Source organism: Kocuria sp. LHG3120, from assembly GCF_049897445.1.
GTDB lineage: Bacteria > Actinomycetota > Actinomycetes > Actinomycetales > Micrococcaceae > Kocuria > Kocuria rosea.
This window is the reverse complement of the sequence record NZ_JAFCWG010000006.1, coordinates 163,002-189,202: the sequence shown is the minus strand read 5'-3', so window position 1 is coordinate 189,202 and position 26,201 is coordinate 163,002. Positions and strand designations below refer to the sequence as shown.

Here is a 26,201-nt window from a genome sequence, read left to right as displayed (position 1 = left end):
GTGCGGGACCCGCTGGGTCGTGCCACGGTGAGCGCCCGCCGGCGGCGGGCGCGGTCCTCATCCTAGTCGCTGCCCGGGGAGCCCTCCGGCGAGGCGGGAGCACCGGGGCCCGCCTCCTGGGCGGCCCCCTGCTCGGCGCTGCGGCCGCGGCCCTGACCCGTGCCGGCGGCGGCCCGGGCGCGGTCGTCACGGCGGCCACGCTTGAGCGCGGCCTGCAGCCGTTCCTTCGCGCGGGTCCGGCGGAAGCGCTGGAGCTGCGCCATGACCTGGTCGCGGGTGAGGTCGTTCCTGCGCGCGTGCTTCTTGATCTCCCACGGGAAGTAGTACGGCTCCCACGGAATCTCGTCGTCCGCCTTCCACGTCCCGCCCACGAGGTAGCGCACCACCGTGTTGAGGAAGGCCATCACGGGCACCGCGAACAGGGCGCCCGCGATGCCGAAGAGGATGGTGCCGGACGCGACGGCGAGGAAGACCGCCAGGGGGTGCAGGGACACGGCCCGGCCCATCACGAGCGGCTGCAGGACGTTGGACTCGATCTGCTGCACCAGCAGCACCACGGCGAGCATGGCCAGGGCGGTGCCGAAGCCGTTGGCCACCAGCGCCACGAGCACGGCGACCGCGCCGGTGAGCACGGCGCCCACGATCGGGATGAAGGAGCCCAGGAACACGAGGATGCCGATGGGCAGGGCGAGGGGGACGCCGAGCAGCGCCGCGCCGAGCCCGATGCCCACGGCGTCCACGAACGCCACGAAGCCCTGGATGCGGGCGTACTGCACGAGCGAGGTCCAGCCCCGGCGGCCGGCGCCGTTGACGGCCCGCCGCGCGCTGACCGGGAACAGCCGGACGAGGAAGAGCCAGATCCGCTCGCCGTCCATGAGGAAGAACAGCAGCGTGAAGAGCATGATGATGATGCCGGTCAGCACGTTGCCCGCCGTCGAGCCGAAGGACATGGCGCCCGAGAGGATGGCCTCGCTGTTGTCCTGGATCGTGGTGCCGAGGTCATCGATCCAGTCGTTCACGCTGTCGGCGCTGAGGTTCAGCGGCCCGTCCTCGAGCCAGCCCAGCAGCTGCTGGGTGCCGACCACCACGTTCTCGGACAGCTGCGCGAAGCCCAGCACGATCTGCCGGCCGGCGAGCACGAGCAGACCCGTCACGAGGCCGATGAGCACGAGCACCGCCGTGCCCGAGGCCAGGCCCGCCGGCACGTGCTGTCCGCGCAGCCACTTCACCAGCGGGAACAGGAGCCCGGCTAGCAGGCCGGCGATGAGCACGGGGATGATGACCACGGTGATCGTCGACAGCATGTACCCGAGCAGCCCCACGGCCGCGAGGATGATGATGAGCCGCCACGACCACGCCGCGGCCACCCGCACCGAGACCGCGACGCCGCCCGCGGCGTTGCCGTGCAGCGGGGGGAGCTCGGTGCCGGGTCCCGGCCGCAGCGGCCGCTCGGCGTCGTGCGATGTCGAAGGCATGGAGCCATCTTGGCACGGCGGTCCGACCGCCGGGCGCCCCCGGCCGGGGCCGGACGACGATTCCGCGGGCCGCTCCGGCACGCGGGGCGCGCGCGGTGGAAGACTGGCGGGATGTCACGCACTTTCCTCCGCGTCCTCGCCCAGCGCCGGCCGGCTCCCGGCCTGACCCCGGACGCTCCGCCGCGGGAGGAGCTGGAGGCCGTGCTCCGCGCCGCCGCGGGGACCGCGGCCGCCGATCCCGGCCTGAGCTGGCGGGTGGCCGTGACCACCCGCCGCTCCGCGCCGGAGCTCGCGGCCGCGCTGGCGGGGCTGACCCGGGTGCCCAACATGTCGGCGCCCTTCCCCCGGCTCAAGGGCAAGCAGCTGCGCCGGCTCGCGGCCTTCCGGGGCGCCCTGAAGTGGGCGAGCACTGGCGGCGTGGGGTGCGCGCTCGTCTTCAGCCCCGACGACACCCTGGGCGTCCCGCGGAAGGAGCAGCTGAACGCGGCGCACGGGGCCCGCCCCCTGCTCGAGGCCGCGTTCTGGGCCGCCGGCTGGGGCACCGTGTGGGCCCACCGGGACGGCGAGGGCGAGGACGCGGTCCGCGCGTTCTACGGGCTGACGGAGGAGGAGAAGCTGCTCGGCTGGCTGTTCGTGGGCCGCCCGCCCCGCGCCGTGGCCGCCGAGCACACGGCCACCCGGCCCACGCCCGGACCCCGGATCTCGTACCACTGAGCCCCTCCTCCGCGCCCGCCCGCGGGTCGCGGCACGACGACGGCCCGGGACCCGCGGTGCGCGGGTGCCGGGCCGTCGTGGACGGTGCAGCCGGGGCGGGGACCTAGTTCGAGGTCATCTCCCGGATGATCGCCAGGATGCGCAGGATCTCGACGTAGGTCCAGATCAGCGTGACCGTCAGGCCGAAGGCCGCGGACCAGGCCATCTTCTCGGGGACGCCGACCTCGACACCGCGCTTGATGTTGTCGAAGTCCAGCACGAAGCTGTAGGCCGCGAGCAGGATGGCCACGGCGCCGATGAGCAGGCCCAGCCAGGGGCCGAGCGGGCTGTCCGTGCGGATGTTGAAGCCGAACAGCAGCACCGCGCCCAGGTTGACCAGCGCGAAGACGGCGTAGGCCATGAGCGCGACCATGAAGATCTTGGTGGCGCGCGGGGAGGCCCGGACCTTGCCGGAGCGGAAGAGCACGAGCACCGAGACGAACACGGCGATGGTGCCGATGACGGCCTGCACCACGATGCCCGGGTACATGGCCTCGAACATCCCCGAGATGCCGCCCAGGAACATGCCCTGGAACAGGCCGTAGGCGAGGATCAGCGCGGGCGAGGGCTCGCGCTTGAAGGCGTTGACCAGGCCGAGGACGAGACCGACGAGGGCGCCGGGGATGGTGAGGATCGGCATGATCCAGCCGGCGAGCGCGCCGACGACCACGGCGCCGAGCACCGTGGCCGTGCGCATGATGACGTCGTCGTAGGTCATCCGGCCGGTCTGGTTCGTCCCGGCGGCCGGGGCGTTGTACATCGAGTCCAGGCGCTCGGCCGAGTACGGGGCGCCCTGCTGGTAGCCGGTCCGTCCGTAGCCGGGCTGCTGCTGGTAGGGGGTTCCGTAGGAGGTCTGTCCGTACTGGTTCCCGTGGGACTGGGCGCTGCCTGCGCCCGGCTTCGAGAGATCGCGGAGAAGCGGGTTACCGCCGGCCATTGAGGGGTCCTTCCGTGGCACTGATGTGCGAGATGTGCGACCAGCGTAGCAAGGCCTGCCTGACGAAAGCATGAGAACTGCTGTGCTTAAGCCGAGGGCGTGCGGGCGGCCCGGCCGGCGCGGACCTCGGCCCCCAGGAGAGCGGACAGACAGGCCTTTGCTGGTGCACACATGCTGGGGAGAACGACCGCTGTCCCGATCCGGAGGCCCCTCATGCCCGAGTCCCCCGCCCACTGGGTGCCGCTGGCCGCGATCCCGGTGCTGCTCGCCGTCGGGGCCCTGGCCGTCCTGCACTGGAGCCGCTACCTCGGGGCGATCGGCCGGCTGGAGCGCGCGCGGACCTCTCCGGACGCCGCCCCGGCGACCGCCTGGCTCGAGCTCCGCAGCGAGGAGCACTACAGCCGGGCCTACCGGCTCACCTGGGCGGTGGCCGCGGTGCTGGCCGTGGGCCTGACCGCCGCCGTCCTCGCGGACTGAGCGGCGGCACGCCCCGTGGTCCCGCTGCCCGGAGCCGTCCTCCTCTACGGCTGCCTCGTCGTCGCCGGGGCGGGCGCCACTGCCCTGTGGAGCCTCGTCCAGGTCGCGCTCGACCTGGCCCCGGCCGCCCGCCGCCGGTCCCGCGGCGCCCGCGCCTCCGCGCGGAGGCACCTGGGCCGCGCGACGTCCGCGACCGCCGTGGCCCTGCTGACCGCGGGCGTCCCCTCGCTGCTGCGCCATCTCGAGTGGCTCACCGTGCTGGTGGGTACGGCCTGAACCGCCCCGACGGGGCTGTGGGCCGACGGGGCTGGCGTCACACTTCGTGATGAAGCCGTGATCTTGTTTTAGATCTGTTCGCATTGATTTGCATGTGAGAACCTTTTCCGGGATCCCCCCAGCCCCCAGGAGTTCGCCCATGCAACGATCCATGCTCGCCCCCACCCTGTCCGCCCTCTCCCTGGCCCTCGTGCTGGCTCCTCTCACGCCCGCGACCGCCGCCCCCGCCGAGAGCGCCACGACCCTGTCCGCCCAGCAGGTCAGCGCCGAGGCCCCGCCCGAGATCACCGACCGGATCGTCGTGCAGTACAAGACCACGGTCGACGACACCACCAAGGACGAGGTCGTCACCCAGGCGGCCGCGGAGACAGGCGTCCGCGAGGCCGAGGAGACGACCGAGATCCGCACCACCGTCGAGGGCGCCGAGATCCTCGAGCTCACCGGGGAGGTCTCCACGGAGGAGGCCGAGGCCCTCACCGAGAAGATTGCTGAGGACCCGACCGTCGCCTGGGCCGGTCCGGACCTGATGGTCTCGGTGGCCGAGATCCCGCAGCTCGACGATGCCGAGGAGGACCGGCTGGCCACCACTGCGGCCACCGCACACGACGCCGGCGTCCCGTCCCTGTGGGCGCTCACCAACCTGCGCGCGTTCGAGGCATGGGACACCGCCACCGGCAAGGGCGTGACCATCGGGATCGTCGACACCGGCATCGCCGCCCACCCGGACCTGGATTCCAAGATCATCGGCGGCTATGACTTCGTCTCGGGACTGAACCTCAGCAATGACGGCAACGGCCGCGACGCCGACGCCCGCGATCCGGGCACCTACTCCAACTACGGGCAGTGCTACGCAGGGTCCGCCGCCACGAACTCCATCTGGCACGGCACGCACGTGGCCGGCTCCGCCGCGGCCAAGCGCGACACCTACGGCACGGTGGGCGTTGCCCCGGACGCCACCCTCCTCAACGCCCGGGCCCTGGGTGCGTGCGGCACCGGCTACGTCTCCGACATGGCCGATGCGGTGCGCTGGCTGGCCGGCGACACGGTGGGTGCCGCGAAGGCCCCGTCCAAGCGGGCAGACGTGATCAACATGTCCCTGTCGATGCCCGGCGGGTGCTCCCCGCTGCTGCAGAACGCGATCACCACCGCCTGGAACCGCGGCATCCCCGTGGCCGTGGCCGCCGGGAACTGGGACCAGCCGGCCATCGACTGGGCCCCGGGCAACTGCTACAACGTGATCACCGTCGGAGCGATCGGCTCCGACTATGCCAAGGCTCCCTACTCCAACCACGGCTTCGCGGTGGACATCTACGCCCCGGGCCACCACATCCTCTCCTCCGGCAACAGCGGCACCCGGGGACCGGTCGCACCCAACACCCGCTTCGACTACGGCACGTCGATGGCCTCCCCGCATGTGGCCGGCACCCTGGCGCTGCTGAAGCAGAAGAACCCGGGGCTGTCCGCCGACCAGTACAAGGCCGCGATCGTCGACTCCGGTGACACCTGGGCGCAGCTGCCCGGGGGCAAGACGCTGAACTCCCACGACGCGCTGTGGATCACGAAGCCCGCCGTCACCGCCGCACCGGCCGCGCCCACCCCGACCTACACCACCAAGGGCGCGATCGGGACCCTGTACCAGCGGATCAAGAGCCAGACGGGGGCCCCGACCTCCCACGAGCAGGCCGTCGCCGGCGGGGTCCGCCAGAGCTTCACCAAGGGCACGATCTACTGGACCTCGGCCACCGGCGCCTACTGGGTGCGGGGCGGCGTCGAGACCGCCTACAAGCGCAATGGCACCCCCACCGGCATCCTGCGCTTCCCCCGCTCGGACGAGAAGTCCAACGGCATCGGCGGGGCCTACCAGCTGTTCCAGAACGGCAAGATCCTCTGGTCCTCTGGCACCGGGGCCTACGCATTGACCGGGGACCTCGAGAGGGCCTACGCCGCGGCGGGCAACGAGAAGGGCGCCCTGGGCTACCCCACCGCGGACCGCCGGAGCAACGGGAGCGGCGGGTACTACCAGTCCTTCCAGAAGGGGCGCATCCTCTGGGGCTCCGCCCACGGCGCCCACCCGATCATCGGCGCCACCAGCGCCGCCTACTCGCGGGCCGGCAGCGAGCGGGGGGCACTGGGCTACCCCACGTCCGGGGCCGTCGCCGACGGACGGGGCGGCACCTCCCAGTCCTTCCAGAAGGGCCGGATCGTCTGGAGCGCCGCCGGCGGGGCGCACGCCCTCAAGGGCTCGATCGGTGCCCAGCACAACCGCTCCGGCGGCACGGCCGGCGTCCTGGGCTATCCCACGACCGACGAGGCGTCCACCGGGACGGGCGGGGTCTACCAGGTCTTCCAGAAGGGCCGGATCTACTGGAGCCCCACCACCTACTCCCAGGAGACCAGGGGCTCGATCGGCAATGCCTTCGTGTCGCTCGGGGGCACGAAGAGCCGCCTGGGCTTCCCCCGGACGGGCGAGATCACCCGCGCCGACCGCTCCGTGGTGCAGTACTTCCAGGGCGGTTCCATCACGGGCCGCCGGGGTGTATCCCCCCGCATCGCCGCCCGCTCCCCCGCCCCCGGCCCCCCCGCGCCCCCCCCCCGTCGTGGGGCCGGGGGGCCGCGCCGCGTCCGGCGCCCTGGTGGGCACCGCACGCGCCGAGGTCCTGGAGTTCACGCGCCGGCCGCCCCACCGGTCCCGCCACCGGCCTCCCGGCAGTAGAGTCACGGCCATGGGGACTCTGCTGTACGAGTGGATGACGGCGCGCCAGGCCGCGGACGCGCTCGACGCGTACCTCGCCGAGCGCGGTCCGGCGCTGGAGCGCCTGCGCGCGGCACTGGCCGAGCATGGCCTGGAGCCCGACGAGATGCTCGACGGCTCCCTCTACTCCGTGTCCCCGCTGTGGGCCTGGATCAGCGCCCGGGCCTCCGAGTTCGGCGTGGACCCGCGTCCGCTCACCGAGGACCCCACCCGCCCGGCGTGGCCGAGCTGGGCCCGGCACGGCAAGCTCGTGGACCCGCACCCGCCGGCCGCCACCATCGCGCTGCTGGACGGCTTCGTCTCCTACCTCGGGCAGCTCGTCGGCGACGCGGCGCCGGAGGCGACCTGGCAGGTCGGCGAGCACCTGATCGCCGACCACCCGCTGCTCAACTACCCGGTGCTGGGCTCGGACCACCACCAGGTCTTCCTCCCCGGCATCCCGCTCTACAGCGCCTACCAGTCCGCCCACGGGCGCGCCCCGATGACCGGGACGGAGATGCTCGCCCACATCCGCCGGACCGTGGACGCCCTCCACGGCGAGGGCCCGGAGGCCGCCGCCGTCGAAGAGCCGCTGGTGACGGTGGTCGCCGAGGTCGACTGCTTCGACGTGGGGCTGCGCGAGGACATCCCGACCCTGCACCCGCAGGTCGTGGAGCAGTTGATCGACGAGCTGTGCGACCGCGACGGCGTCGAGTCGGTGCACCGGTACGGGCCCGCCGCGCTGGTCGTGGACGTCTCCGGCTGGGACGAGCTGCGGCTGAAGCTGTGGTGCACGCTGTGGCTGCAGCGCCACCTGCCGCGCTGAGACACACCTCCGGGCAGGTGCTCGACCGCCTGGACCGTCCGTTCCCCCACCGGGGAGGAATTGGACCCGCTGACGCTGCACACCGCGGTCACCGAATGAGGGGTCAGACCGTCCTGGTTGCTTCGTGGCACGATGCGGGGACCACGACGGCGATCCGGGAGGTCCACCTTGTCGAGACGGGCCAGGCTGCTGACGCTGGACGTCGTCATCCTCATCGCCTGGGTCATCGGGATCCGTCTGATTCTCGGCGAGTGGGACTGGTTCATCACGGGCATCGGCGCCGTGTTCCTGGGGGCCCGGATGGCCTGGGACGCCCGGCCCCGCCGCGACCCGGGGATGGAGGCGTCCCGATGACGCAGGACCGGAGAGGTCGCCGCGGCGAAGAGTTTCCGGCGCCTGGTGCGGCGGCTGCCCGTGGTCGGCCCACTGACGGTCGCGATGGTCATCCTGTGGTCGTACGAGCAGGCGCTCAGTTCCGGTCGGTGCCGGCCGGCAGATCAGCCGGCGGCCCGGGTACGCCGTCCGGGCACGGCCATGGTGGCCGACCGACCGCGGGCAACCATCCCGGTAGGCTCGTTGCACAGCGCCACTACCGCACTCCCCCAGGAGCTTCGAGCCGCATGACCCGATGGACCACCGCGGAGAACCTGCACGACCTGGGCTCCGGCACCACCCTGGTGACCGGCCCCGCCGCCAACTGGCTGATCCTGCGCGAAGGCAGCAGCTGCACCCTGATCGACTGCGGCTACCCCGGTGACCGCACGCTCGTCGACGCCTCCCTGCGGGCGGCCGGGGTGACAGGCCTGCCCGACGCCGTGGTCATCACCCACGCCCACGCCGACCACATCGGCACCCTGGACCGCTTCGTCGCCGCCGGCGTCCCGGTGCACTGCTCGGCCGCCGAGGTGCCGAACATGACCGGCACCGCCCGCGAGCAGATCGGGCCCAAGGAGTCCCTCCCCCGCGCTGCCCGCTCGTGGAAGTGGCTCACCTGGAGCATCCACGCCATCCGGGTCGGCGGCCTCAAGGACGTCACCGTGGACCCTGAGGCCCTCACTCCTTTCACCCCCGACACGACCGCCCTGGACGTCCCCGGGAGCCCGCGCCCGGTGGCGACCACCGGACACACCTCCGGGCACACCTCCTACCTCATCGGTGGCACCGGGGTGCTCGCCTCCGGCGACGCGGTGATCACCGACCACATGGTCGCCGAGAAGCACGGTGTCCCGCAGCTTCTCGCCGACCCGTTCCACCACGATCTGCCGACCGCTTCGCGCGCCGCGGTCCGGCTGCTCTCCGACACGGACTTCGACGTCCTGGCACCGGGCCACGGCCCGCACCTGCGCGTGCCGGCCGGCCGGCGTCTGTCGATCCACTGAGACGCCCCATCCCCGCCTCGACAGCCGTCACGATGCGCCATGTCGTTGTCGCACCACGAGGACGTGAATACGCTCGCGCCAAGCACCTGTCCACCTGCGCTCGGAGCACGGCATGGCCTCGCACCGCCACCAGGATGAATCAGCGGGCACCAACCCGACCCCGCGCACCAACCGGCCAGAACGCCACTGGTGGCGTCGGCTCGCACGCCTCGCCGGATTCGCCGCTCTGGCCCTCCTGGTGCTGGTGCTCGTCTCGGCAGGGCTCAACCTCGCCCTGACCCAGTACGAGCGCACCAGCACCGATCCCTACGGACAGCGGGTGGCGGTGGACGGGGGGTCGGTCAACGTTGTGGACCACGCCGCGGACGGTCCCACCGTCGTGCTGCTCTCCGGGCTGGGCACCCCGGCCCCGGCGCTGGATTTCGCCCCGCTGGTCCGGGAGCTCGACGGCTGCCGGGTGGTGGTCGTCGAGGGGTTCGGCTACGGCTACGCGGACATGACCGGCCCGGAGCGGACCGTCGAGAACATCTCCCAGGAGCTCCACTCCGCTCTGGAGGCCACCGGGGTCGAGGCCCCGTACGTGCTCGCCGGTCACTCCCTGGCCGGGTTCTACCTCCTCGACTACGTCGACCGGTATCCCGGCGAGGTCTCGGCGGTCGTCGGGATTGACACCACCGTGCCCGCCTTCGCCGCGGCACAGGACGACGTCCCGGCCAGCGGGGGCATCCCGTGGGACCGGGTGGCCTCCTCCACCGGGCTGCTCCGCTGGGTGCTGCTGGCAGCCCCCGACCTCGCCCTGCCCGAGACGACGGATCACACGGCAGAGGAGAGGAAGCAGATCAACCGGATGACCATCCGGAACTTCGCCAACCCGGCCGTGGCCGACGAAACCCGGCGGATCGGGGACAACGCCCAACAGCTGGAGGACGCGGGATTGCCGGCTGACCTGCCCGTGCTGATGCTGCTGGCCCAAGACACCGTGGACGAGTCCCCCGACTGGCTCGCCTCCCACGAAGAGCAGCTGCAGGGCGTGGACGATCACGAGCTCGAGGTGCTCGACGGGCCTCACTACCTGCACTGGACCCGCTCCCCCGAGATCGCCACCAGGATCACCGCGTTCCTCGACAATCACGACATCGTTGCCCGGAACGGAGCCTGTATCGTCGCACCGGCGTCTGCCGCCTGAACGCACCGGCCGCTGCCCGGCTCAGACTGCCGACACCAGCCCGCTCCACAGCAGCGGCAGCCCGCGCAGGTTCAGGTACTGGTCGACCGTGGTCGCCGACGGCTCCGTCCGGTCGTCGTCGTCCTCCCACAGCGCGTCGCACTCGTCGCAGACGTGGACGAGCGCGCCGGTGGCCTGCACCCGGTAACGGGCCACCGTCCCGTACTCGCAGTCCGGGCACTCGTCGTCGCTCATCGCGGCTCCCCTCCCTGGTTCTCTCCGGCCGATCGCCGGGCTCGGCGGGCGGATGATCGAGGATCCCGTCGGGCCGGTGGAGCGCTCACGAGGTCCTCGCATGATCAGATTGTGCACCGGGGCACCCCGGTGGCGATAGAGCTCTCACACGACCACCAGCGCGCGGAGGGCACCGGGCGCGCAACGCCGTGGGTCAGGGCGGACTGCGCCTGCTCCCGCTACACGTTCGTCCCCGGCATCGGGGCCGCATGTGCTTGGTGCACGACTTCTGGTGGTCCTCCAGCTGGGTCGCCGGGGTTGCCCTCTTCTCGTTGTCCGGCAGGCCGCGCACCGCGTCACCAGTGGGGCCCTCGGGGTTCGTGTGCTTGGCGACCTGCTCCCCGAGGGACCGCTCTTCCTGGTGGCCGGTGCGGCGTGACGGGGCTCGCTCGTGTGCTGCGACGACGTCCCGCAGCTGCTTCAGGCGCTCGGTGGCGCTCAGGCGAAGGCTCCTCATGCACTCCATGCGTGCGGACTCCGTCCCAGTCCGAAGACGCAACCGGGAGCCTTCGACACGATCCGCCGGGGTCGGCTGGCCGCGAAGCGCACCAGAGGTTCCGCAGCTTGCGAACCCGGCAGTAGGGTCACGCCCATGGGAGACCAGCCGTACGAGTCGATGGACGCGCGCCAGACCGCCGACGCCCTCGACGTCTACCTCGCCGAACGCGAACCGGCCCTGGAGAGGCTTCGCGCAGCACTGACCGGCGCCGGCTTGGACACGCGTGAGACGCTCGACCGGTCCCTCTACTCCGTCTCCCCGCTGTGGGCATGGCTCACCGCTCGGGCCGCGCGGCTCGGCGTCGACCCGCGGTCACTGGAAGAAGACGCCACCCGCCCCTCCTGGCCGTCCTGGGCACGCCACGGAAGACTCGTGGACCCGCACCCACCGGCCGCCACGATCGCACTCGTCGACGGCTTCGCCACCTACCTCGGCCAGCTCCTGACCGCTGCGGTCCCCGCTGCGTCCTGGCAGGTCGGTGAGCACCGCATCAGTGACCACCCGCTGCTGAACTACCCGGTGCTCGCCTCGGACCACCACCAGATCTTCCTGCCGGCCCTGCCGCTCTACAGCGTTTACCAGTCGGCCCACGGCCGCGATCCGATGTCCGGCACCGAGATGCGCACCCACGTCCAGCGGGCCGTCGACGCCCTGAACGGGCGAGGACCGGAGGCCGCTGCCGTCGACGAGCCGCTGGTGACGGTCGTCGCCGAGCTCGACTGCTTCGACCTGGGCCTGCGCGAGGACATCCCGGCCGAGCGCCCGGAGATCGTGCCGTTGCTGATCTCCGAGCTGTGCGATCGCGACGGCGTCGTATCGGTCCACCGGTACGGACCCGCCGCCCTGATCGTCGACGTCCCCGGCTGGGACGAGCTGCGACTGAAGATGTGGTGCACCCTGTGGCTGCAGCGGAACCTCCTGCGATGACCCGCCGGCGTCACGATCTCCGCCGCCGGCCTCGTGGCCGTGCGCGCCGGCGCCCGGACGGGGCCGGTAGCCTCGGCACCATGAACGAGTCCGCCCAGCAGACCGCCGAGGTACCCGTGCCGACCGGCGGCCAGGTCCTCGCCCGCGCCGTGCCGGCGGCCGCCGTGCTCACGGTCGGGTTCCCAGCCCTGGTCCACTGGGGACTGGACGACAGCGGTACCGCACGCAGCCCCTGGGTCACCTTCGGACCGGCTCTGCTCCTGGGACTGGCGCTCATCGTGCAGCGCCTCGTCCAGGCGCCCCGTGCCCGCCTCGACGTCCACCAGGACAAGGGAGCGCTGCGCCGATCGATCGGGATCACCGCCTCCTCCGGTCTGGTCCCGGACGATCCGGGCACCCGCGTCGCCGCCGGGGTGCTGGCTTGCACTCAGCTGGAGTCGGCGGCCACGATCGTGGCCGGGATCGCCGGCGTCGTCGCCGTCTGGATCCTGCGCACCGAGACGTGGTGGGCGGTGACCGCCGTCCTGATGATGCTGATCGCAGTGGTCCCGGTCCTCCGCGCCCGCCGCGGCTGGGCCTACCTGGACGCCCTGCACGCCGCCGCCCGCACCGTCTGACGGCCTGCTGCCCCGGCGGGGCACTAGGGTGACGGACATGACAAGCCGTACGTCCGCAGCCCTGGCTGCCGCCGCTGTGTTGCTGATGATCACAGCCTGCGGCCCGTCGACGGAGTCCTCATCGGCTCCCTCGGTCGACCTCGAAACGTGGGCGGCCAACACCCTTCCTGCTGTCGCCGAGGGAGGATTCTCCATCGCCGGCAGCACCGGCACCGACGGCAGTCGCGCCACCGGTTCGACGACCGATGTGGAGCCCGGGTGGTACGCGGTCACGATGGCGTGCGCACCGGCTGACCCGGGGGCTGACGCCGATCTATCCTCCGGACGGATCAGTCTGAGCGGGGAACACGGGTCCTACGGCGAAGGGGACTGCGCGGGCTCACCGGTGACCACGACCGTGCAGCTCGGCGCCCCCGACGACACGACGCCGGAGACGGTCACGGTGGCAGCTGAAGCCGAGGGCTACGAGGCCTTCTGGGGCGTGTCCGCCGCACCGACGACTGCACCCGAATAGCGCACCTGCCGCACCGGTCGACGACCCGATGACCGGAACGAGCAAGGCCTGCTCGTCCAGCACGTAGGCCGGCAGCTCCGCGTCGTCGGCGACCTCCAGCTGCACCCGGTAGGCCAGCACCTCGTGCTCCCGCGTGCGCCCCGGCAACTGCCTGCCGGCGCCGGGAACGGCGTCGAGCTCCACGGCCACTTCGCTGTCGGGTCGGATGATCAGCTCGCCAGGGTTCGCGCCCTCGGCGAAGGCGTAGTGCAACGTCTGGATGGTGCGCACCGTGCCGGTCACCGGCAGGTGCGGCACGTGCTCCGGCGCCTGGTCGTGGTGCTCCTCCCAGTATCCAGGCATCGGCCGGCCGCTGTCCTCGCCCGGGTCGTCAGGCCGTCACTCGCGTGGGCCGGTAGCGCTGGGCGACCGCTCCCGACCGGAACTTATGGCGGTCCACGAGCTCGAGCTGGATGCGCTCGCGCAGACCGGCGAGCAGCGTCGGCCCGTGTCCGGCAAGGACCGGCTGCACCACGAACTCGTACTCGTCGATCAGCTCCAGGTCCGCCAACGCCGTCGGGAGCGTCACGCCACCCACCCACAGGCCCTCGCCCGGCTCCTGCTTGAGCCGCTGAACCGCTTGCCCCACATCGCCTCGCACCAGCTCGGCATTCCAATCGACCTCGCTCAGCGTGCTCGACACGACGTACTTCTTCACCCGGTCGATGGCCTCGGCGAACGGGATCTCCCACTCGTCCATCCAGTCCGACCACGTGCCCGTGGCCGGCTTCCGCCACGCCGACTCCATCATCTCGTAGGTCACCCGGCCGAACAGCAGGGCATCGGCTCGCTCCATCTCAGCGGTCCAGTAGCGCATCGACTCCTCGTCCGGGGGAAGCCCGGCCTCGTGATGGCAGCAGCCGTCGAGCGTGACGTTGATCGAGTATCGAAGTGGTCTCATCTCGTTGCTCTCCCTTGCTGTGGCGCCGGCGCGGTTGTCTCAGCGTTCGGCCTGCTCGGTGTCCGAACTTCGTGCCGCGGCGGCGTGCTCGCGCTTCCGCTGGATCGCCCCGACGACTCGGTAGGACTCCTCGGCCGAGACCACCACCGACACCAACCCGGTGCTGATGCGAACGCTGGGCCCGCCCATCAGGTAGCAGGTGGCCCCGTCGTCCATTCGGCGCCGGCCGATGCGCCACCACTCGGTGCGCGGCCCGACGGCTGCTTCGGTGATCTGCTCGTACGGGATCTGCTGCTGCTTGCGCCAGCCCTGCCGGATCCCCACGGCGTGGTCCCCCAGACTGAGGACGACCGATCGATGCACAGCGAACGAGAGCGCTGTGTAGCCGACTACGAAGACAGGTCCGGTCGTCAGCAGATACGGTCCCTCCGGCACGAGCTCGGCCGCAACCACGATCAGTACGAGGAACACGACGGCGATCGCGATCCGGATCCGCCACGGCTGGAACGTGACGAACTGCGGTGTCTCCTCCGGGTCTGCGTGCTCGGCCATGCCTCATGATCGCCGACCACACGGGCCGAGGATAGGCCCGGTCCCCGGAACAACGGCCCACATTCCGCACGACCGCCGGCGGCACGCAGTCTGTCGCCGCGACGCGACTGGATCAGCTGGTCGCGATCTGCAGCTGCGGGGTCAGGCGCACCCATCCCTCTGGTTCCTCCCCCGGAAGGCCGGCCGGAGCGAAGTCCGCCTTGATGCCCAACTGCCCGCTGGTGCCCACGCGCCCGCCGGGAGTGCAACCAGCGACCCAGTCCCCGGCTGCCGTCGGGTCGTAGGTGAGCAGGCAGTCGCCCTCCTCCCCGGCCACGAGGTAGAACTCGGCGCCCTCGTGGATGGCCAGCAACCGAGAGCTGTCGGCATCCCAGCCGTACTCCGCGGCATCGATCTCCGCGGGAAGCGTGTCGTCCTCGGTCTGCTCGCCGGCGTACAGGTCGACCGAGTCCTGCGAGCAACCAGCGACGACGAGAGCGATCGTCACCGCCAGCATCGCGCGCGTGCACCGGGTCATCATCTGCTGCTCCTTCGCTTCACCGACACAAGCCTCCGATGCCTTCGACGGTCTCACGGAGGGCGCGCCGAGGGGCTGAGGCCACGCCCGGCAGGGCAGGTGTCCCGCTGGGACGATCGCCGCGTCTGCCGACGAGGACGGGTTCCTGACCGCGGTCGTGGACGTCTCCCTCTACGCCCTGCTGGAGGGTCCCGCGAACGAGGGGGCCGTGAGCACAGCCCGATCGCCCGCGCGATGGCTCAGGAGCGTCCCGAGCCGGTGCAGATGGGCTACGAGGTCATCGGCGCGTCCCCGGCCAACAAGCTGCCCTTGATCGTTCGGTTCGAGCTGCGCGAGGCCCTGGGGTTCAGCCACGACCCGGAGGAGCTCGACGAGATGTTCGGCGCCGCCGGCTGACCCGGCCACTGAAACGACGAACGCCCCGGTGCTCCGCGACGGAACCCGGGGCGTTCTGCAGGGGGCGGATCAGGCGAGGCCGAGCTGCTGGAGGAAGCCCATCATGTCCAGATAGCGGTGCTCTTCGACGATCAGACCGTCCTCACCCTCTCTGCTGAAGACCGCCATGGGCATCGACACCCTTTTGCCTGTCGGTGGCACTTCCCCTGACGGGGTCGCCATGGGCCCGGTGTGGGTGCCCACGAGCTGGAACCGGGACACTGCCGTAGCACCGTCCACGAGCAGCTCCTCCAGTTGCAGCATCATGTCCGGCATCGCAGTGAACCACTGCTGGATCTCCCGCTGGATCACCGCCGTACCGCGCACCGGTTCCTGGGCGGTCGAGGTGTAGACGACCGCGTCAGCACCGTAGAACCCGACGTACGCGGTGGCGTCATGACGGTTGAGGGCATGGAAGATCCGATCGACCTTCTCCCGCCGGTCTTCTCCGGCGCCTGGCACGGGCCCGACGACGGATGTGTGGTTCTCACTCATGATGGCCTCCGCTCCTGATGCCACTTCCCTCGTGACGTGTCGTGCTTCGACGCTAGGCACCGCCAGGCGAACACCCCAAGGGTTCGGCAGGGATCGTCGCAGGCCTGTGACCGGCCATGACTTGATGACCTCGACCAGGACGGAGACCGGGGCGTTCGGCACGTCCAGAAAGCTCAGTCCTCGGGGCCAGCCTTCCGGCCCTGCCGCCACTCGTAGACCGACAGTGAAACGGCGATGAGGACTACGGCCACGGTGAGCCCGGTCAGGGGTCCGCTCGAACCCGGTCTCCGGCGGCCACGTGCCGAGCTGCCCGAGTACCAGGAATGCCGCGCCGACGAGCATCGCGATCCGGTGCCCGCGCTGGGACCGGTCCGGTGTCATGGATTGTCCCGCCCGCCGCTCGCCCCGCCGCGACCGGCGCCCGAGGACCACAGGTTGCTCAGGAGCAACGAGGCCACGCCGATTGCGGTCATCCACCAGTTCCACTCGCCCAGGATCAGACGCAGCCCCACGATGAGGGCCACGATGATCGCCACTTGGAAGAGCACCTGCTGCCATCGCCTCGACACGCCCTGCTCCCCCACTTTCGGCACTGTGCTCACTCGCATCGTGCCACGCAGCTGTGCCGGCGGGCGTCACCTCACCCGGGGCCGGCGACCGCCGGCGGCATCCCACGGCGTGCATCCATGGTCCGTGCGTGGGCGGCCTCCATCCGGCCGGCCAGGACGGCGGTGGTGCCGACGACGGGCCCGATGATGAACACCTGCGGGTACCCGGCGGCCAGGATCACGAACCCGACGACCCAGCAGACGACGCCGGCGGTCCAGCCCAACCACACCGAGGGGCGGGCGGTGGTCTCGTAGTCGTAGGGCGGGTTGATCGGCTCCGGGTCCCCGTCGGCCTCGACCCGGCGCAGTCGCCGCCTGGTGACGTCGAGTCCGGCGAAGCACCCGGCACCCACTAGGGCAGCGAACACCACGTTGGACAGCCCGTACCCGCCGATGGACACCAGCCAGTCCGCGAAGCTTGCCAGCAGATCCCAGAGCCAGTCGGAGGCGTAGAACCAGACGATGAAGCCCACCACTCCCAGCAGGAAGACCCACCCACCGGACATGTTCGTGAGCTCGGTCCTGATCCCCATGAGCCTCCCCCAGCTCTGATGTCGTGGCTTCAGGATAGCCAGCCGGACCAGGACGTGTCTCCGCGCACATGGAAGTCGTACCGGCACCGGCCCGAAAGGCACGGCGAAGACCGTCCGGGGTGGTCGGTACGCCCGGCCAGTGCACGATCCGATCACGGAGGTAGTCCATGCCAGCGCCCCCGCTTCCTCGACGGTGGGGCCGCGTGCTCCTCTCCGACAGGAGGCCGAAGCGGCTGGAGTACGGGCGCAGGGCGGCAACTGGCAGGCCGCACACACTTCGGGCATGCTGACCTTGCTGGACCACCGGCATCCGCGCGCCACCGACGGCCGCTTCATCGCCGAGGACCCGCCGAAGGTCCTCGCCTCCTATGGTTGCCCACAGCGTTTCGAGGCCATCAATCGGGCGATCCTCAGACGCGAGCAGCGAACGCGACCGGAGGGGTCCCTGCTCTTGCAGGTTTGGTTGTCGCCGTCAGGACGACTGCTACGGTGCGACCAGCAGGCACCGGGCGAGCACGTCGCTCACCGCCTCCGACCCCCCGAGGAGCACCGCGATGAGCACCCCCATCTGGCAGAACCCCGAACTCCTCACCGCCGCCACCGGCCCCCAGAGCCCGCAGGTGCAAGCCGTCTTCGAGAAGGCCGCCGACATCGGGCTCGACGAGTCCCAGGCGCTGCGCAAGGCCTCCGAGCTCCACCAGAAGTTCGTCACCGACAACGCCCCCGCCGAGGTCGACTACGACGCGCTCGGTCTCGCCGCCGTGAAGCTGGCCGTCAGCGCCGCGGCCGCCGCCGGGCGCCAGGACGCCCTGGACCAGATCCTCGGCTCGTGGCGGAACCTGTCCCAGGTGATCGCCACGGGCCTGTTCCTGCGGATGCACCGGCACACCCGCCCGAACGCCACGCCCCCGTCCGGGGACGATCTGGAGCGCGCCGCTGCGGCCACGGCCACCAGCTTCGAGATCCCGGTGGGCCACACCTTGATCGCCCTGGCCGCCCGTGACCTGATCGACGCCGACGGCTTCCCGCAGGAGGCCTACGACTTCCTGACCACCCCGTGGAACTGGGCCTTTGGCGCCGCCCACCCCGACGACGACACCGGGGAGACGGTGGAGGGCTCGTGAGCGAGGACCTGGCCGCCTGGGCGCAGTCGCGACAGCAGCCGAAGCCCGCAGGGCTGGTGCCGGACGACGGGCGGATGACGCCGATCGAGCTGAAGGTCGTGCGCGAGGCCCTGGGCCTGTCCCGCGAGCAGCTCGCCGCAGCCCTGAACGTCGGGGTGCGCTCGGTCGACGACTGGAAGTCGGGCCGGCGTCCCATCCCCGACGGGGTGCGCGAGGACGTGGAACGGATCGAGGCGTACACCGCCGAGGTCGCAGATCACCTGGCCGCCCATCTGCTCGAGCACGCCGGGCCCGCCCCGGTCTTCGAGGTCTACGACCGCGACGCCGACATGCCGGCCCTCGATCTGCCGGGCGCACCGTTGCCGCTCACGGCCAGGTGGTGGCGGGCCGTCGCCTACCAAGTCGCCGAGGACGTTCCGGGCCTGCAGATCGTCGAGGCGCCGAAGTAGTCCAGGCAATCGGCGTCGCAGCACCACATGCTTGTGCACAGAAGTGGGGCTGCCGGGGTGCGGTCAGGCTCTCTAAGCTGAAGCTGTCGGTGAGCAGCTTACGAGCGGCCCGACACAGCGCAGGCCACGTCGGGGGGCGTGGCCGCGCAGCACGCAGTGCCCCTGTCGGCGCGCGTAGCCCGTGGCGGCCCGCCTTCCCAGCCGGGCCGCCACAGTGCTGTCCAAGGTGCGAACCTTCAGTACCCGGACATCAGGAAGCCGCCGGCGGCCAGGAACAGCACCGCCGCGATCGCCAACAGGCTGGCCGCGGCACGGCGATCCCGGCCCTTGGGCATCGTGCCCTTGCCGTCGACCAAGCCATGCGCCAGGAACGCCAGTCCGGCGGTCAGGAACCCGAGGGCGAGCAGGTTGAGCTGCAGCGACGTCGGCATCAGGTGTCTCCCGGACTGAGCATGATGGCGACCAGCGTGCAGAGCAGCGAGGCGGCCATGAGCACGAGCGCGATCTTCCGGTCCCGGGCGCCCCGGTCCTTGCCGCGGGTCTCCACCCACCAGCGGATCATGAACAGGAACCCGGCCAGCAGCAGCGAGTAGCCGGCCGCCCGGAGGACCTCGTCGGCCGGCATCAGCAGAGCACCGCCCCGGTCACACTTGTCTGAACCATGTCGACAGCGTAGCGACGCGCGAGCGCGACCCCGCGCCGTCGGTCAGGAGGCCTGCACGGCGGGCAGGCAGCCGCATCGCGGGCCAACGGACTGCGGGTCGGTGAGGTCCTGGACGAACGGGCGCGGCTTGTCGTCAGCCCGACAGGCGGAGCCGATGAGCCGGTGGGTCCTCGGTCAGATGCACGGCTTCTGCCCGAGGAAGGCGACCGGGTCCGGCCGGCGGGCGTGGCGGCGTCGTCGTCGTTGGCTGTGACCGCGACGGTCGCCTCCCGACGGGATCGCACCAGCGAAGACGCCACGGAGGCAGCCCGCGCCAGCGGGTCGGCGGTCACCTTGCTGTCGGTGATCCGGGTGGTGCAGCAGGTGCCGTCCCCGCGGGTCATCACCAGCGTGACGACGGCCTGCTCGGTGGTCAGGACCGTCACGACTGGTCCTCCGCGTCCTCGCGCCCCTGGCAGATCTGCTCGGCGTCGAGGGTGGTGCAGTCGGGGTGGCCGAAGAGTGCCAGTTCGCAGGCTCCCCTCTCCTGGGGTGCGGGGACGAGTTCGGGCCCGTCGTGACCGGTTCCGAGGAACGGCTCGCGCAACTGGACGAGGACTTCGACAGCGCGCCGGATGGCTTCGCGCTACAAGGCGCCGATTGGATGGTCCTCGCCGAGACCGAGGCGCCGCTGAACCACCTGCAGAAGGACCTCGGTGGGAAGATCTCCGCGATCTCCTGAGCTGTCGTCGTCCGACCGGCCGTCCGCACGCATGGGAGGTGAAGGAAGCCGCTCCTCCCGCCGGGTCGTCTGAGCAGATGCGCGCCCCTGCTCACAGATCCGCGCCGGCAGCGCGAGGGTGTCGCTGTCCTCCGGCCAGCCGACGCAGAGGGTCGCGGTCCCCTCCCCTGTGCGCACCGCGCGCAGCCGGTCAACGTCCGGGCGCCGATCGGCCGGGTTCGACTTCTCGACGACCTCACCGGGCACCTGCAGTTCGTCCGGCACGTTGTCCAGATCGGGGTCCGGATCGGGGTCCGGGTCGTGCTCGGGGTCTGCCAAGATCCCAGTGAGTTCCGAAGAAGACCTCGGCCGAGACCAGGCCTCCAGGTGGTCGTCGCGGATCGCCAGCACGGCGGAGACCGTCTCGTCCATCGCATCGGAACCGAGCAGGGAATCGACCTCCACCGGCTGCACGGAGTCACTCGCGGTCCCCTCGGCGTCCAGAGCGGCAGAGCCGCCGGCCGACTCCACCAGGGTCTGCACGGAGGCCTCGTCGAGGATCCCTGGGCCGCTGTCCGGTGCGCCGGTGGGCAGCGGCGCCGGGAGATGTCGTCGGGTGGTCGCATGATCGGCCATGGGACCCTCCTCGTCGTGGTGGCGGGTCGGGTCCGTTCCAGGCTGGGTGTGGAATCTCAGACGTCGCTGAGAGCTGCTCGGAGCCGGGACTGCCGCACGACCACGTGACACCGTGTCACCTATCGGTGCGGCAGTCCCGCGGCGGATGCATGGGACAGGCCCCCAGAGGCTTGTCGCGGTACTCGGGATGCTGGGAACTCCTACGCCTCTGCATCAGCACCAGCGCACCAGGCCCCACCGATCAACCCCCCGGGCTGACCCCGCGCCGCCCACGTGCAGCTGTCGTGTCGAGAGTGGAGGACGGAGGGCGAACAGGCCACCCGTGACGGTGACCGACCCGGCCGACTTCCGCGCTGTTTCACTGCTCCCCAGTGCCCCCAGTCAGACTCGAACTGACACTGAGCGGATTTTAAGTCCGCTGCCTCTGCCGATTGGGCTATGGGGGCCGGTCCCGGACACGTCACCGGGACGCCGCCCACCCTATCGTCTCGTCCCGCTCCCAGCACCGGGACGGGCCGGGGCCGCGGCCGGGAGCCGCACCTGTCGGCCGGTCGCCGGATCCAGTACGCTGGCACGGTGGTCGAGCAGCCGGCCGCGATGTCGTCGCATCCGCAGGAGGCTGCCCCCGTGCACCACCCCGTTCTCCCGTCCTACCGGTTCCCGCCGGGATCCGGACGTCCCCCGGCCCCCGCCCCGTGCGGGAGTACCCCGACGCCGTTCCGGACGACCGCGGCATGAGCGAGGTCGTCGCCCGGCCCACCGGCAGGACCTACCTGGCGCCGGAGGACGCGTTCCCGGCCGACCTGACCGAGCTGTCCCTGGCTGAGCTGCACGTCCTGCACAGCAGGGTCGGCCGGCAGCTCGACCGCGAGTACCTCGGCAGCGCGTCCGGCGCCCACCCGGTCACGCTCGAGCGCCACCAGGAGCTGAGCGTGGAACTGGACGCCCGCGAGATCGCCCACCCCCGCAACACCGGCTGACGGACGGCGGGCTGCCGGCCCCGGGGCAGGCGCCACCGGGGCCGGGACGGGGGCGTCACGGCCCCGTGGAACGGCTCGACCCCGCCGCGGCACGTGGCCGGGACGGGGTCGAGCGGTGGACGGATCGGATCAGAGGTTGGCCTTGCGCGGGGCGGGGGCCTTGCCAGCAGCGGTCTGGAACCGCGTGCGCGGGTCCCGCTCGTGGCGCAGCGTGGTGGTGTCCCGGCCGAACACGAAGTTCAGGGCCCACTCGGTGAAGACGCGGGCCTTGCGGTCCACGGTGGGGATCGCGTAGCCGTGGTAGAGCCGGTGCATCGCCCACGCGGCGACGCCGGAGAACTCCAGGCCCTTCGCCGGCAGACCGGGGAGGCCCTTGATGCTGGCCACGCCCTTGTAGAGGCCGAGCCCGGCGACCGCGCCGAGGTTCTCGTGGTAGTAGTCCTCGAGCGGCTTGCCCGCGCGGGCGGCCATGATGTTCTTGGCCATCGTGTGCGCCTGGCGCACCGCGTGCTGGGCGTTGGGGACGCAGAACCCGCCGACTCCCCCACCGGTGAGGTCCGGGACGGCGGAGACGTCGCCGGCGGCCCAGGCACCCTCGAGGGGCCCGTCGTCGCCGGTGATCCGCAGGTCGGCCCCGGCACGGACGCGGCCGCGCTCGTCGAGCGGGAAGTCCGTGCTCTTGACGAGCGGGTTCGCCTGCACCCCGGCGGTCCAGATCAGGGTGTCGGTGCCGAACTCGCCGGCCGGGGACTTGTCCTGCATGTTGACGAGCTTCAGGTGCTTGTCCACCGCGGAGGCGAGCGACGTGTTGAGCAGCACCTCGATGCCGCGGCTGCGCAGGTGCGCCACGACCTTCTCCGCGCGCTCCTCGGAGACCTCGGGCATGATCCGGCCCATGGCCTCGATGAGCACGAAGCGCAGGTCGGAGACCGTGAGCCGCTCGTTGCGCTCGACGGCGCTGCGGGCCATGTCCTCGATCTCGGCGATCGTCTCGGTGCCGGCGTAGCCGCCGCCGACCACCACGAAGGTCAGCGCCCGGCGCTTGGCCTCCTCGTCGGTGGTGAGGGAGGCGACCTCGATGCGCTCGAGCACCCAGTTGCGCACCGCCACGGCCTCCTCGATGGTCTTGAGGCCGATGCCGTTCTCGGCGAGGCCCTCGATCGGGAAGGCGCGGGTCACGGAGCCGCCGGCGATGACGACCTCGTCGTAGGTCAGCTCGAAGGTCTCGCCCTCGTCGATGCCCTTGACGGTCGCGGTGCGGTTCGCGTGGTCGACGCCGAGCACGTGCCCGGTGACGATCTCGCAGTCCTTGAGGTGCTGCCGGTGGGGCACCACCGCGCTGCGGGCGGAGACGTTGCCGCCGGCCACCTCGGGCAGGAAGGGGAGGTACATCATGTACGGGTTGGGATCCACCACGGTCACGACTCCGCCGGAGTCCTTGATCCGCTTCTGCAGTTCCTGCGCCACGGTGAAGCCGACGTAGCCGCCGCCGACGATCAGAAGGCGCGGACGGTCCTTGGCCAGTTGAGTGAAAGACATGCCCCCGAGTCTACTCAGAACGCTGTCGATATCGGTTCTCGTCCGGGGCCTCCGCGCCGTGTTCCGGCGCACGCCTCAGGGACGGCCGCCCGGGCCCCCGTCCGGGTCGGCGGCCACGATGCGGCGGATGTGCACCACGGCACCCGCCGTGAGGCCCAGCACGAGCAGCCCGAACCCGGCGAGCACCACGACAGGCAGCAGCCCGGTCTCGTCGATCGGGGCGACGGGCTCGGGCGGGGCGACCTCCGCCTCGACCTCCTCCGTGACGGGCGCCGAGCTCTCGGCCGGGCCCGCCGTGGGGGTCGCCGCGGCGCTGCGGCGGTGCACCCGCACCCACTGCTCCATGCTGCCCAGGGGACTGCGGTCGACCTCGGGGACGTCCTCCGTGAGCGCGGCCTCGACGTCCAGCACCCCGTACCCGTAGAGCGGGTCCTTGCCCGGCGAGCCGGTGTCCCGGGCGGTGGAGACGATGCGGTTCGCGATCTGGGCGGAGCTCATCTCCGGCCACTTCGCCTTGATCAGCGCGGCGGTGCCGGCCACGACCGGGGCGGACGCGGACGTCCCGGCCCACGAGGCGTAGCGGTCGCCGGGGATGGCGCCCACCATGTCCTCGGACGGGCCGGCCACGGCGATCGAGATCCCCTGCGAGGAGGACTCCCAGCTCGCCTCTCCCGTGCGACCCACGCCGCCCACCGTCAGCACGCCGGGGATGGTGGCGGGGGCGCCGACCTGGACCAGCCCCGACCCCCGGTTGCCCGCGGAGGCGACGACGAGCACGTCCTTCTCCTCGGCGTAGAGGAAGGCCTCGTCCCAGCTCTCGGGCCACGAGGTGGCGTTGGAGCCCACCGACATGTTGATGACGTCCGCCCCGTTGTCCACGGCCCACCGGACGGCGTCTGGGAGCTGCTCGTCGACGCTGCGGACCTCCGGGCTCTCGTCGCCCAGCCAGGTGGACACGGCGAGCACCTCGGCGTCCGGGGCCACGCCCACGATGCCGGCGGGCCGGCCCGGGGCGTCGTCGTCCCGCCCGCCCGGAGGCACGTGGCCGCGGCCCGCGGCCACGGACGCCACGAGGGTCCCGTGCTCGGGCTCGGTGCCGAGACCCTCCTGGCCGTCGGCGGAACCGCCGCCCGAGACGTCGGTGCCGCCCACCACGGCGCCCTCCAGGTCCTGGTGCGAGCCGTCCACCCCGGTGTCGATGACGGCGATGCGCACGCCCTCCCCCGTGGACTCCGCCCAGGCCTCCCGCACGCCGTACTCGTCCAGCCAGTACTGCAGCGGACGGATCCCGTCCTCGGCGATGCGGGAGGTGTCCGGGGCGGGGGTGGCGCCGTCACCGGGTGGGGGTGCCACGCTGACGGGGTCCTCGAGCGGGATGCTGGGGGCGGGGCCGGGCTCCGGGGGCCGGGCCTGCGCCGGCCCCGCCCCGGGCAGGACCAGCGCGCCGGCGCCGACCACGGCCGAGGCCGCCCCCACCGCGCCCCACCGGGTGAGGGCGCGGTGGCGCGGGGGGCGGGGGCGGGGTGCGCTGGGAGACATGTGTCCTTCCGGGTCGGGGGGTCCGGGCGGGTCAGCCGACCTGGGACAGGGCGATCCCGTCCAAAATATCGTGCTCGCTCGCGATCGCCGAGTCCACCCGTCCACCGGTGGCGGCGCCCACCCGCTCGACGATCCGCCGCCACACGAGGGCGCCGCCGCCGATGACGTCGACACGGCCCTCGTGCATGTAGGGCAGCGCGGCGCGCTCCGCGCGGGTCATGGCCGTGAGCTCTCGGCACGCCTGCGCGATCCGCTCGGCGGGCAGCTCGGCGCCGTCGATGGCCGCGGGGTCGTAGGCGGACAGCCCGAGGGCGTGGGCCGTGACGGTCGTGATGGTGCCCGCGACGCCCACGAGGTGGGTGGCCTCCGCGAGGGGCACGGTCTGCAGGACCACGTCCACGGCGTGGTCGACGTCGCGCAGCACGGCCTCCTGCTGGGCGGCGGTGGGCGGGTTGGAGCCGAGGTGGCGCTCGGTCAGGCGGACGCAGCCGATGTCCACGCTGCGCTCCGCGCGCACCCCCTGGGCATTGCCCAGCACGAACTCGGTCGACCCGCCGCCGAGGTCGATCACCAGGACCCGGTCCTCCGGATCCGCGCCGCCCACGGCGGCCGCGGCGCCGCGGAAGGACAGCTCGGCCTCCTCGTCGCCGCTGATGACCTCGGGGGTCACGCCGAGGCGCTCGCGGATCCCGGCGAGGAAGACGTCCCGGTTGCCGGCGTCGCGGGTGGCGCTCGTGGCCACGAAGCGCAGCTGCTCCACCCCGTGCTCCGCCAGCAGCCGGGCGTACTCGTCCGTGGCCGCGAACGTGCGCTCGAGCGCCGCCTCTGCCAGCCACCCGGTGGCGTCCACGCCCTGGCCGAGCCGGACCACGCGCATCTCGCGCACCACGTCGTCGAGCACCGTGCGGCCCTGCTCCTCCCGGGTGTCGGCGATGAGCAGTCGGATGGAGTTCGTGCCGCAGTCGATGGCGCCTGTGCGCATGGGGAGTCCTCGGGGGTGTCGGGGGCGGGTGGGTCTCAGGCCTCGCGCCAGGCGGGGTCGCAGTGGCAGGCGTCGGGGGTCCACCACTCGGCGATGGCGGCGAGGGTCTCGTCACCGAGCGGGTTCACGCCGGGCCCGGCCGCGAGCGCGTGGCCGGCGAGCACGTGCAGGCACTTGACCCGCACGGGCATGCCGCCGGCGGAGATGCCCTCGATCTCGGGCACGGGTCCGGTGCCGGCCGCGGCGCCGATCCGGGCGCGCTCGGCGAGGTAGTCCTCGTGCGCGGCCCGGTGGGCGGCGGCCAGCGCCTCGTCCTCGGCGATGCGGTCCGTCATCGTGTACATCAGGCCGGCGGCCTCGAGCCGGGACACCGCCGCGGTGATCACGGGGTGGGCCAGGTAGAACACCGTGGGAAACGGGGTGCCGTTGGCCAGCCGCGGCGCGGTGGCCGCCACGAGCGGGTTGCCGCACGTGCAGCGGGCCGGGATCTCGACGACGTCGCGCACGGGACGCCCGAGCTGCCGGGAGAGCACCTGGAGGTCCAGGGCCGTGGGCTCGACCGTCGCGGCCGTCACGCCGAGTCCCCGGGGTGCGGGGGCCGGCCGGTCGCCGGGCTCGTGTCCGTGCTGGGGGTTCAC

At 72.0% G+C, this 26,201-nt stretch carries 32 protein-coding genes and 1 tRNA gene; 14 read left to right on the top strand and 19 right to left on the bottom strand.

Features of this window, described 5'->3' with window-relative positions:
* Positions 1-62 precede the first annotated feature (62 nt).
* Positions 63-1,475 carry an AI-2E family transporter gene (locus tag ACP7CD_RS13325; RefSeq protein ID WP_426120379.1) on the bottom strand — a complete coding sequence of 471 codons (1,413 nt, stop codon included), beginning with the start codon at positions 1,473-1,475 and terminating at the stop codon, positions 63-65.
* 111 nt (positions 1,476-1,586) lie between these two features.
* On the opposite strand from ACP7CD_RS13325, the gene ACP7CD_RS13320 reads away from it, so the two are divergent.
* Positions 1,587-2,189: a nitroreductase family protein gene (locus ACP7CD_RS13320; RefSeq protein ID WP_426120378.1), complete on the top strand. Its 603-nt coding sequence runs from the start codon at positions 1,587-1,589 to the stop codon at positions 2,187-2,189.
* Between the two features lie 103 nt (positions 2,190-2,292).
* On the opposite strand, the gene ACP7CD_RS13315 is transcribed toward ACP7CD_RS13320, so the two are convergent.
* Complete coding sequence (locus tag ACP7CD_RS13315; protein WP_017832220.1) at positions 2,293-3,165, bottom strand: Bax inhibitor-1/YccA family protein; 873 nt, start codon at positions 3,163-3,165, stop codon at positions 2,293-2,295.
* Positions 3,166-3,378: 213 nt separating this feature from the next.
* Between ACP7CD_RS13315 and ACP7CD_RS13310 the strand changes: the two genes are divergently transcribed.
* The 7 genes from ACP7CD_RS13310 (at position 3,379) to ACP7CD_RS13280 (ending at position 10,040) form a co-directional block, all read left to right on the top strand.
* A complete protein-coding gene (locus ACP7CD_RS13310; protein ID WP_426120377.1) occupies positions 3,379-3,642 on the top strand; it encodes a hypothetical protein in 264 nt (87 codons plus the stop codon).
* 15 nt (positions 3,643-3,657) lie between these two features.
* Positions 3,658-3,918, top strand: a complete 261-nt coding sequence (locus ACP7CD_RS13305) for a hypothetical protein (protein ID WP_426120376.1) — start codon at positions 3,658-3,660, stop codon at positions 3,916-3,918.
* Between the two features lie 139 nt (positions 3,919-4,057).
* Positions 4,058-6,631: a S8 family serine peptidase gene (locus ACP7CD_RS13300; protein ID WP_426120375.1), complete on the top strand. Its 2,574-nt coding sequence runs from the start codon at positions 4,058-4,060 to the stop codon at positions 6,629-6,631.
* Positions 6,632-6,641: 10 nt separating this feature from the next.
* Positions 6,642-7,475 carry a hypothetical protein gene (locus tag ACP7CD_RS13295; RefSeq protein ID WP_368796487.1) on the top strand — a complete coding sequence of 278 codons (834 nt, stop codon included), beginning with the start codon at positions 6,642-6,644 and terminating at the stop codon, positions 7,473-7,475.
* 168 nt (positions 7,476-7,643) lie between these two features.
* Entirely contained in the window at positions 7,644-7,829 is a 186-nt protein-coding gene (locus ACP7CD_RS13290) for a hypothetical protein (protein ID WP_336650223.1), read from the top strand.
* 266 nt (positions 7,830-8,095) lie between these two features.
* Entirely contained in the window at positions 8,096-8,854 is a 759-nt protein-coding gene (locus ACP7CD_RS13285; protein WP_426120373.1) for an MBL fold metallo-hydrolase, read from the top strand.
* Between the two features lie 112 nt (positions 8,855-8,966).
* A complete protein-coding gene (locus ACP7CD_RS13280) occupies positions 8,967-10,040 on the top strand; it encodes an alpha/beta fold hydrolase (protein WP_426120372.1) in 1,074 nt (357 codons plus the stop codon).
* Between the two features lie 21 nt (positions 10,041-10,061).
* Here the strand turns inward: ACP7CD_RS13280 and ACP7CD_RS13275 are convergent, their stop codons facing one another.
* A complete protein-coding gene (locus ACP7CD_RS13275; RefSeq protein ID WP_336650226.1) occupies positions 10,062-10,274 on the bottom strand; it encodes a hypothetical protein in 213 nt (70 codons plus the stop codon).
* A gap of 631 nt (positions 10,275-10,905) precedes the next feature.
* On the opposite strand from ACP7CD_RS13275, the gene ACP7CD_RS13270 reads away from it, so the two are divergent.
* Positions 10,906-11,739: a hypothetical protein gene (locus ACP7CD_RS13270; RefSeq protein ID WP_336650227.1), complete on the top strand. Its 834-nt coding sequence runs from the start codon at positions 10,906-10,908 to the stop codon at positions 11,737-11,739.
* A gap of 80 nt (positions 11,740-11,819) precedes the next feature.
* The gene (locus ACP7CD_RS13265; protein ID WP_426120371.1) at positions 11,820-12,356 is read left to right on the top strand and encodes a hypothetical protein; all 537 of its coding nucleotides are present in this window, start codon (positions 11,820-11,822) and stop codon (positions 12,354-12,356) included.
* Positions 12,357-12,735: 379 nt separating this feature from the next.
* Here ACP7CD_RS13265 and ACP7CD_RS13260 read toward each other — a convergent pair whose 3' ends face one another.
* The 4 genes from ACP7CD_RS13260 to ACP7CD_RS13245 all read right to left on the bottom strand — a co-directional run bounded on the left by ACP7CD_RS13260 (position 12,736) and on the right by ACP7CD_RS13245 (position 14,879).
* Positions 12,736-13,212 (bottom strand): hypothetical protein, encoded by a 477-nt coding sequence (locus tag ACP7CD_RS13260; RefSeq protein WP_336650229.1) that lies wholly within the window; start codon positions 13,210-13,212, stop codon positions 12,736-12,738.
* A gap of 28 nt (positions 13,213-13,240) precedes the next feature.
* Entirely contained in the window at positions 13,241-13,810 is a 570-nt protein-coding gene (locus ACP7CD_RS13255) for a dihydrofolate reductase family protein (protein WP_426120370.1), read from the bottom strand.
* A gap of 39 nt (positions 13,811-13,849) precedes the next feature.
* Complete coding sequence (locus tag ACP7CD_RS13250; protein WP_336650231.1) at positions 13,850-14,362, bottom strand: hypothetical protein; 513 nt, start codon at positions 14,360-14,362, stop codon at positions 13,850-13,852.
* A gap of 112 nt (positions 14,363-14,474) precedes the next feature.
* Entirely contained in the window at positions 14,475-14,879 is a 405-nt protein-coding gene (locus ACP7CD_RS13245; RefSeq protein WP_368796499.1) for a hypothetical protein, read from the bottom strand.
* Between the two features lie 234 nt (positions 14,880-15,113).
* Between ACP7CD_RS13245 and ACP7CD_RS13240 the strand changes: the two genes are divergently transcribed.
* The gene (locus ACP7CD_RS13240; RefSeq protein WP_426120369.1) at positions 15,114-15,275 is read left to right on the top strand and encodes a hypothetical protein; all 162 of its coding nucleotides are present in this window, start codon (positions 15,114-15,116) and stop codon (positions 15,273-15,275) included.
* Between the two features lie 69 nt (positions 15,276-15,344).
* Here the strand turns inward: ACP7CD_RS13240 and ACP7CD_RS13235 are convergent, their stop codons facing one another.
* The 3 genes from ACP7CD_RS13235 to ACP7CD_RS13225 all read right to left on the bottom strand — a co-directional run bounded on the left by ACP7CD_RS13235 (position 15,345) and on the right by ACP7CD_RS13225 (position 16,950).
* Entirely contained in the window at positions 15,345-15,809 is a 465-nt protein-coding gene (locus ACP7CD_RS13235; protein WP_426120368.1) for an ester cyclase, read from the bottom strand.
* A 377-nt stretch (positions 15,810-16,186) separates the two neighbouring features.
* The gene (locus ACP7CD_RS13230; protein WP_426120367.1) at positions 16,187-16,378 is read right to left on the bottom strand and encodes a hypothetical protein; all 192 of its coding nucleotides are present in this window, start codon (positions 16,376-16,378) and stop codon (positions 16,187-16,189) included.
* Between the two features lie 71 nt (positions 16,379-16,449).
* On the bottom strand, positions 16,450-16,950 hold the full coding sequence (locus tag ACP7CD_RS13225; RefSeq protein WP_426120366.1) for a hypothetical protein: 501 nt from the start codon (positions 16,948-16,950) through the stop codon (positions 16,450-16,452).
* A 554-nt stretch (positions 16,951-17,504) separates the two neighbouring features.
* On the opposite strand from ACP7CD_RS13225, the gene ACP7CD_RS13220 reads away from it, so the two are divergent.
* Both ACP7CD_RS13220 and ACP7CD_RS13215 read left to right on the top strand, forming a co-directional pair.
* The gene (locus tag ACP7CD_RS13220; RefSeq protein WP_426120365.1) at positions 17,505-18,074 is read left to right on the top strand and encodes a hypothetical protein; all 570 of its coding nucleotides are present in this window, start codon (positions 17,505-17,507) and stop codon (positions 18,072-18,074) included.
* Positions 18,071-18,523, top strand: a complete 453-nt coding sequence (locus tag ACP7CD_RS13215; RefSeq protein ID WP_426120364.1) for a helix-turn-helix domain-containing protein — start codon at positions 18,071-18,073, stop codon at positions 18,521-18,523. The genes ACP7CD_RS13220 and ACP7CD_RS13215 overlap by 4 nt, the downstream gene beginning before the upstream one ends.
* A gap of 236 nt (positions 18,524-18,759) precedes the next feature.
* On the opposite strand, the gene ACP7CD_RS13210 is transcribed toward ACP7CD_RS13215, so the two are convergent.
* From ACP7CD_RS13210 to ACP7CD_RS13190, 5 genes are all read right to left on the bottom strand, one after another.
* The gene (locus ACP7CD_RS13210; RefSeq protein WP_426120363.1) at positions 18,760-18,954 is read right to left on the bottom strand and encodes a hypothetical protein; all 195 of its coding nucleotides are present in this window, start codon (positions 18,952-18,954) and stop codon (positions 18,760-18,762) included.
* Positions 18,954-19,148 carry a hypothetical protein gene (locus ACP7CD_RS13205; protein ID WP_426120362.1) on the bottom strand — a complete coding sequence of 65 codons (195 nt, stop codon included), beginning with the start codon at positions 19,146-19,148 and terminating at the stop codon, positions 18,954-18,956. Before ACP7CD_RS13205 ends, ACP7CD_RS13210 begins: the two co-directional genes overlap by 1 nt.
* A 460-nt stretch (positions 19,149-19,608) precedes the next feature.
* Positions 19,609-19,773, bottom strand: a complete 165-nt coding sequence (locus ACP7CD_RS13200) for a hypothetical protein (protein ID WP_426120361.1) — start codon at positions 19,771-19,773, stop codon at positions 19,609-19,611.
* A gap of 39 nt (positions 19,774-19,812) precedes the next feature.
* A complete protein-coding gene (locus tag ACP7CD_RS13195) occupies positions 19,813-20,523 on the bottom strand; it encodes a hypothetical protein (protein ID WP_426120360.1) in 711 nt (236 codons plus the stop codon).
* A gap of 372 nt (positions 20,524-20,895) precedes the next feature.
* A tRNA-Leu gene (locus ACP7CD_RS13190) sits at positions 20,896-20,969 on the bottom strand.
* Between the two features lie 288 nt (positions 20,970-21,257).
* On the opposite strand from ACP7CD_RS13190, the gene ACP7CD_RS13185 reads away from it, so the two are divergent.
* Complete coding sequence (locus tag ACP7CD_RS13185; protein ID WP_336650234.1) at positions 21,258-21,503, top strand: hypothetical protein; 246 nt, start codon at positions 21,258-21,260, stop codon at positions 21,501-21,503.
* Between the two features lie 129 nt (positions 21,504-21,632).
* Here ACP7CD_RS13185 and ACP7CD_RS13180 read toward each other — a convergent pair whose 3' ends face one another.
* The 4 genes from ACP7CD_RS13180 to ACP7CD_RS13165 form a co-directional block, all read right to left on the bottom strand.
* On the bottom strand, positions 21,633-23,042 hold the full coding sequence (locus ACP7CD_RS13180) for an NAD(P)/FAD-dependent oxidoreductase (protein ID WP_017832200.1): 1,410 nt from the start codon (positions 23,040-23,042) through the stop codon (positions 21,633-21,635).
* A gap of 75 nt (positions 23,043-23,117) precedes the next feature.
* Positions 23,118-24,581, bottom strand: coding sequence for a S8 family serine peptidase (locus ACP7CD_RS13175; RefSeq protein WP_323632890.1), 1,464 nt, complete (start codon positions 24,579-24,581; stop codon positions 23,118-23,120).
* Between the two features lie 31 nt (positions 24,582-24,612).
* Positions 24,613-25,563 carry a Ppx/GppA phosphatase family protein gene (locus ACP7CD_RS13170; protein WP_109222560.1) on the bottom strand — a complete coding sequence of 317 codons (951 nt, stop codon included), beginning with the start codon at positions 25,561-25,563 and terminating at the stop codon, positions 24,613-24,615.
* Positions 25,564-25,598: 35 nt separating this feature from the next.
* Positions 25,599-26,201: a DUF501 domain-containing protein gene (locus tag ACP7CD_RS13165; protein WP_260987152.1), complete on the bottom strand. Its 603-nt coding sequence runs from the start codon at positions 26,199-26,201 to the stop codon at positions 25,599-25,601.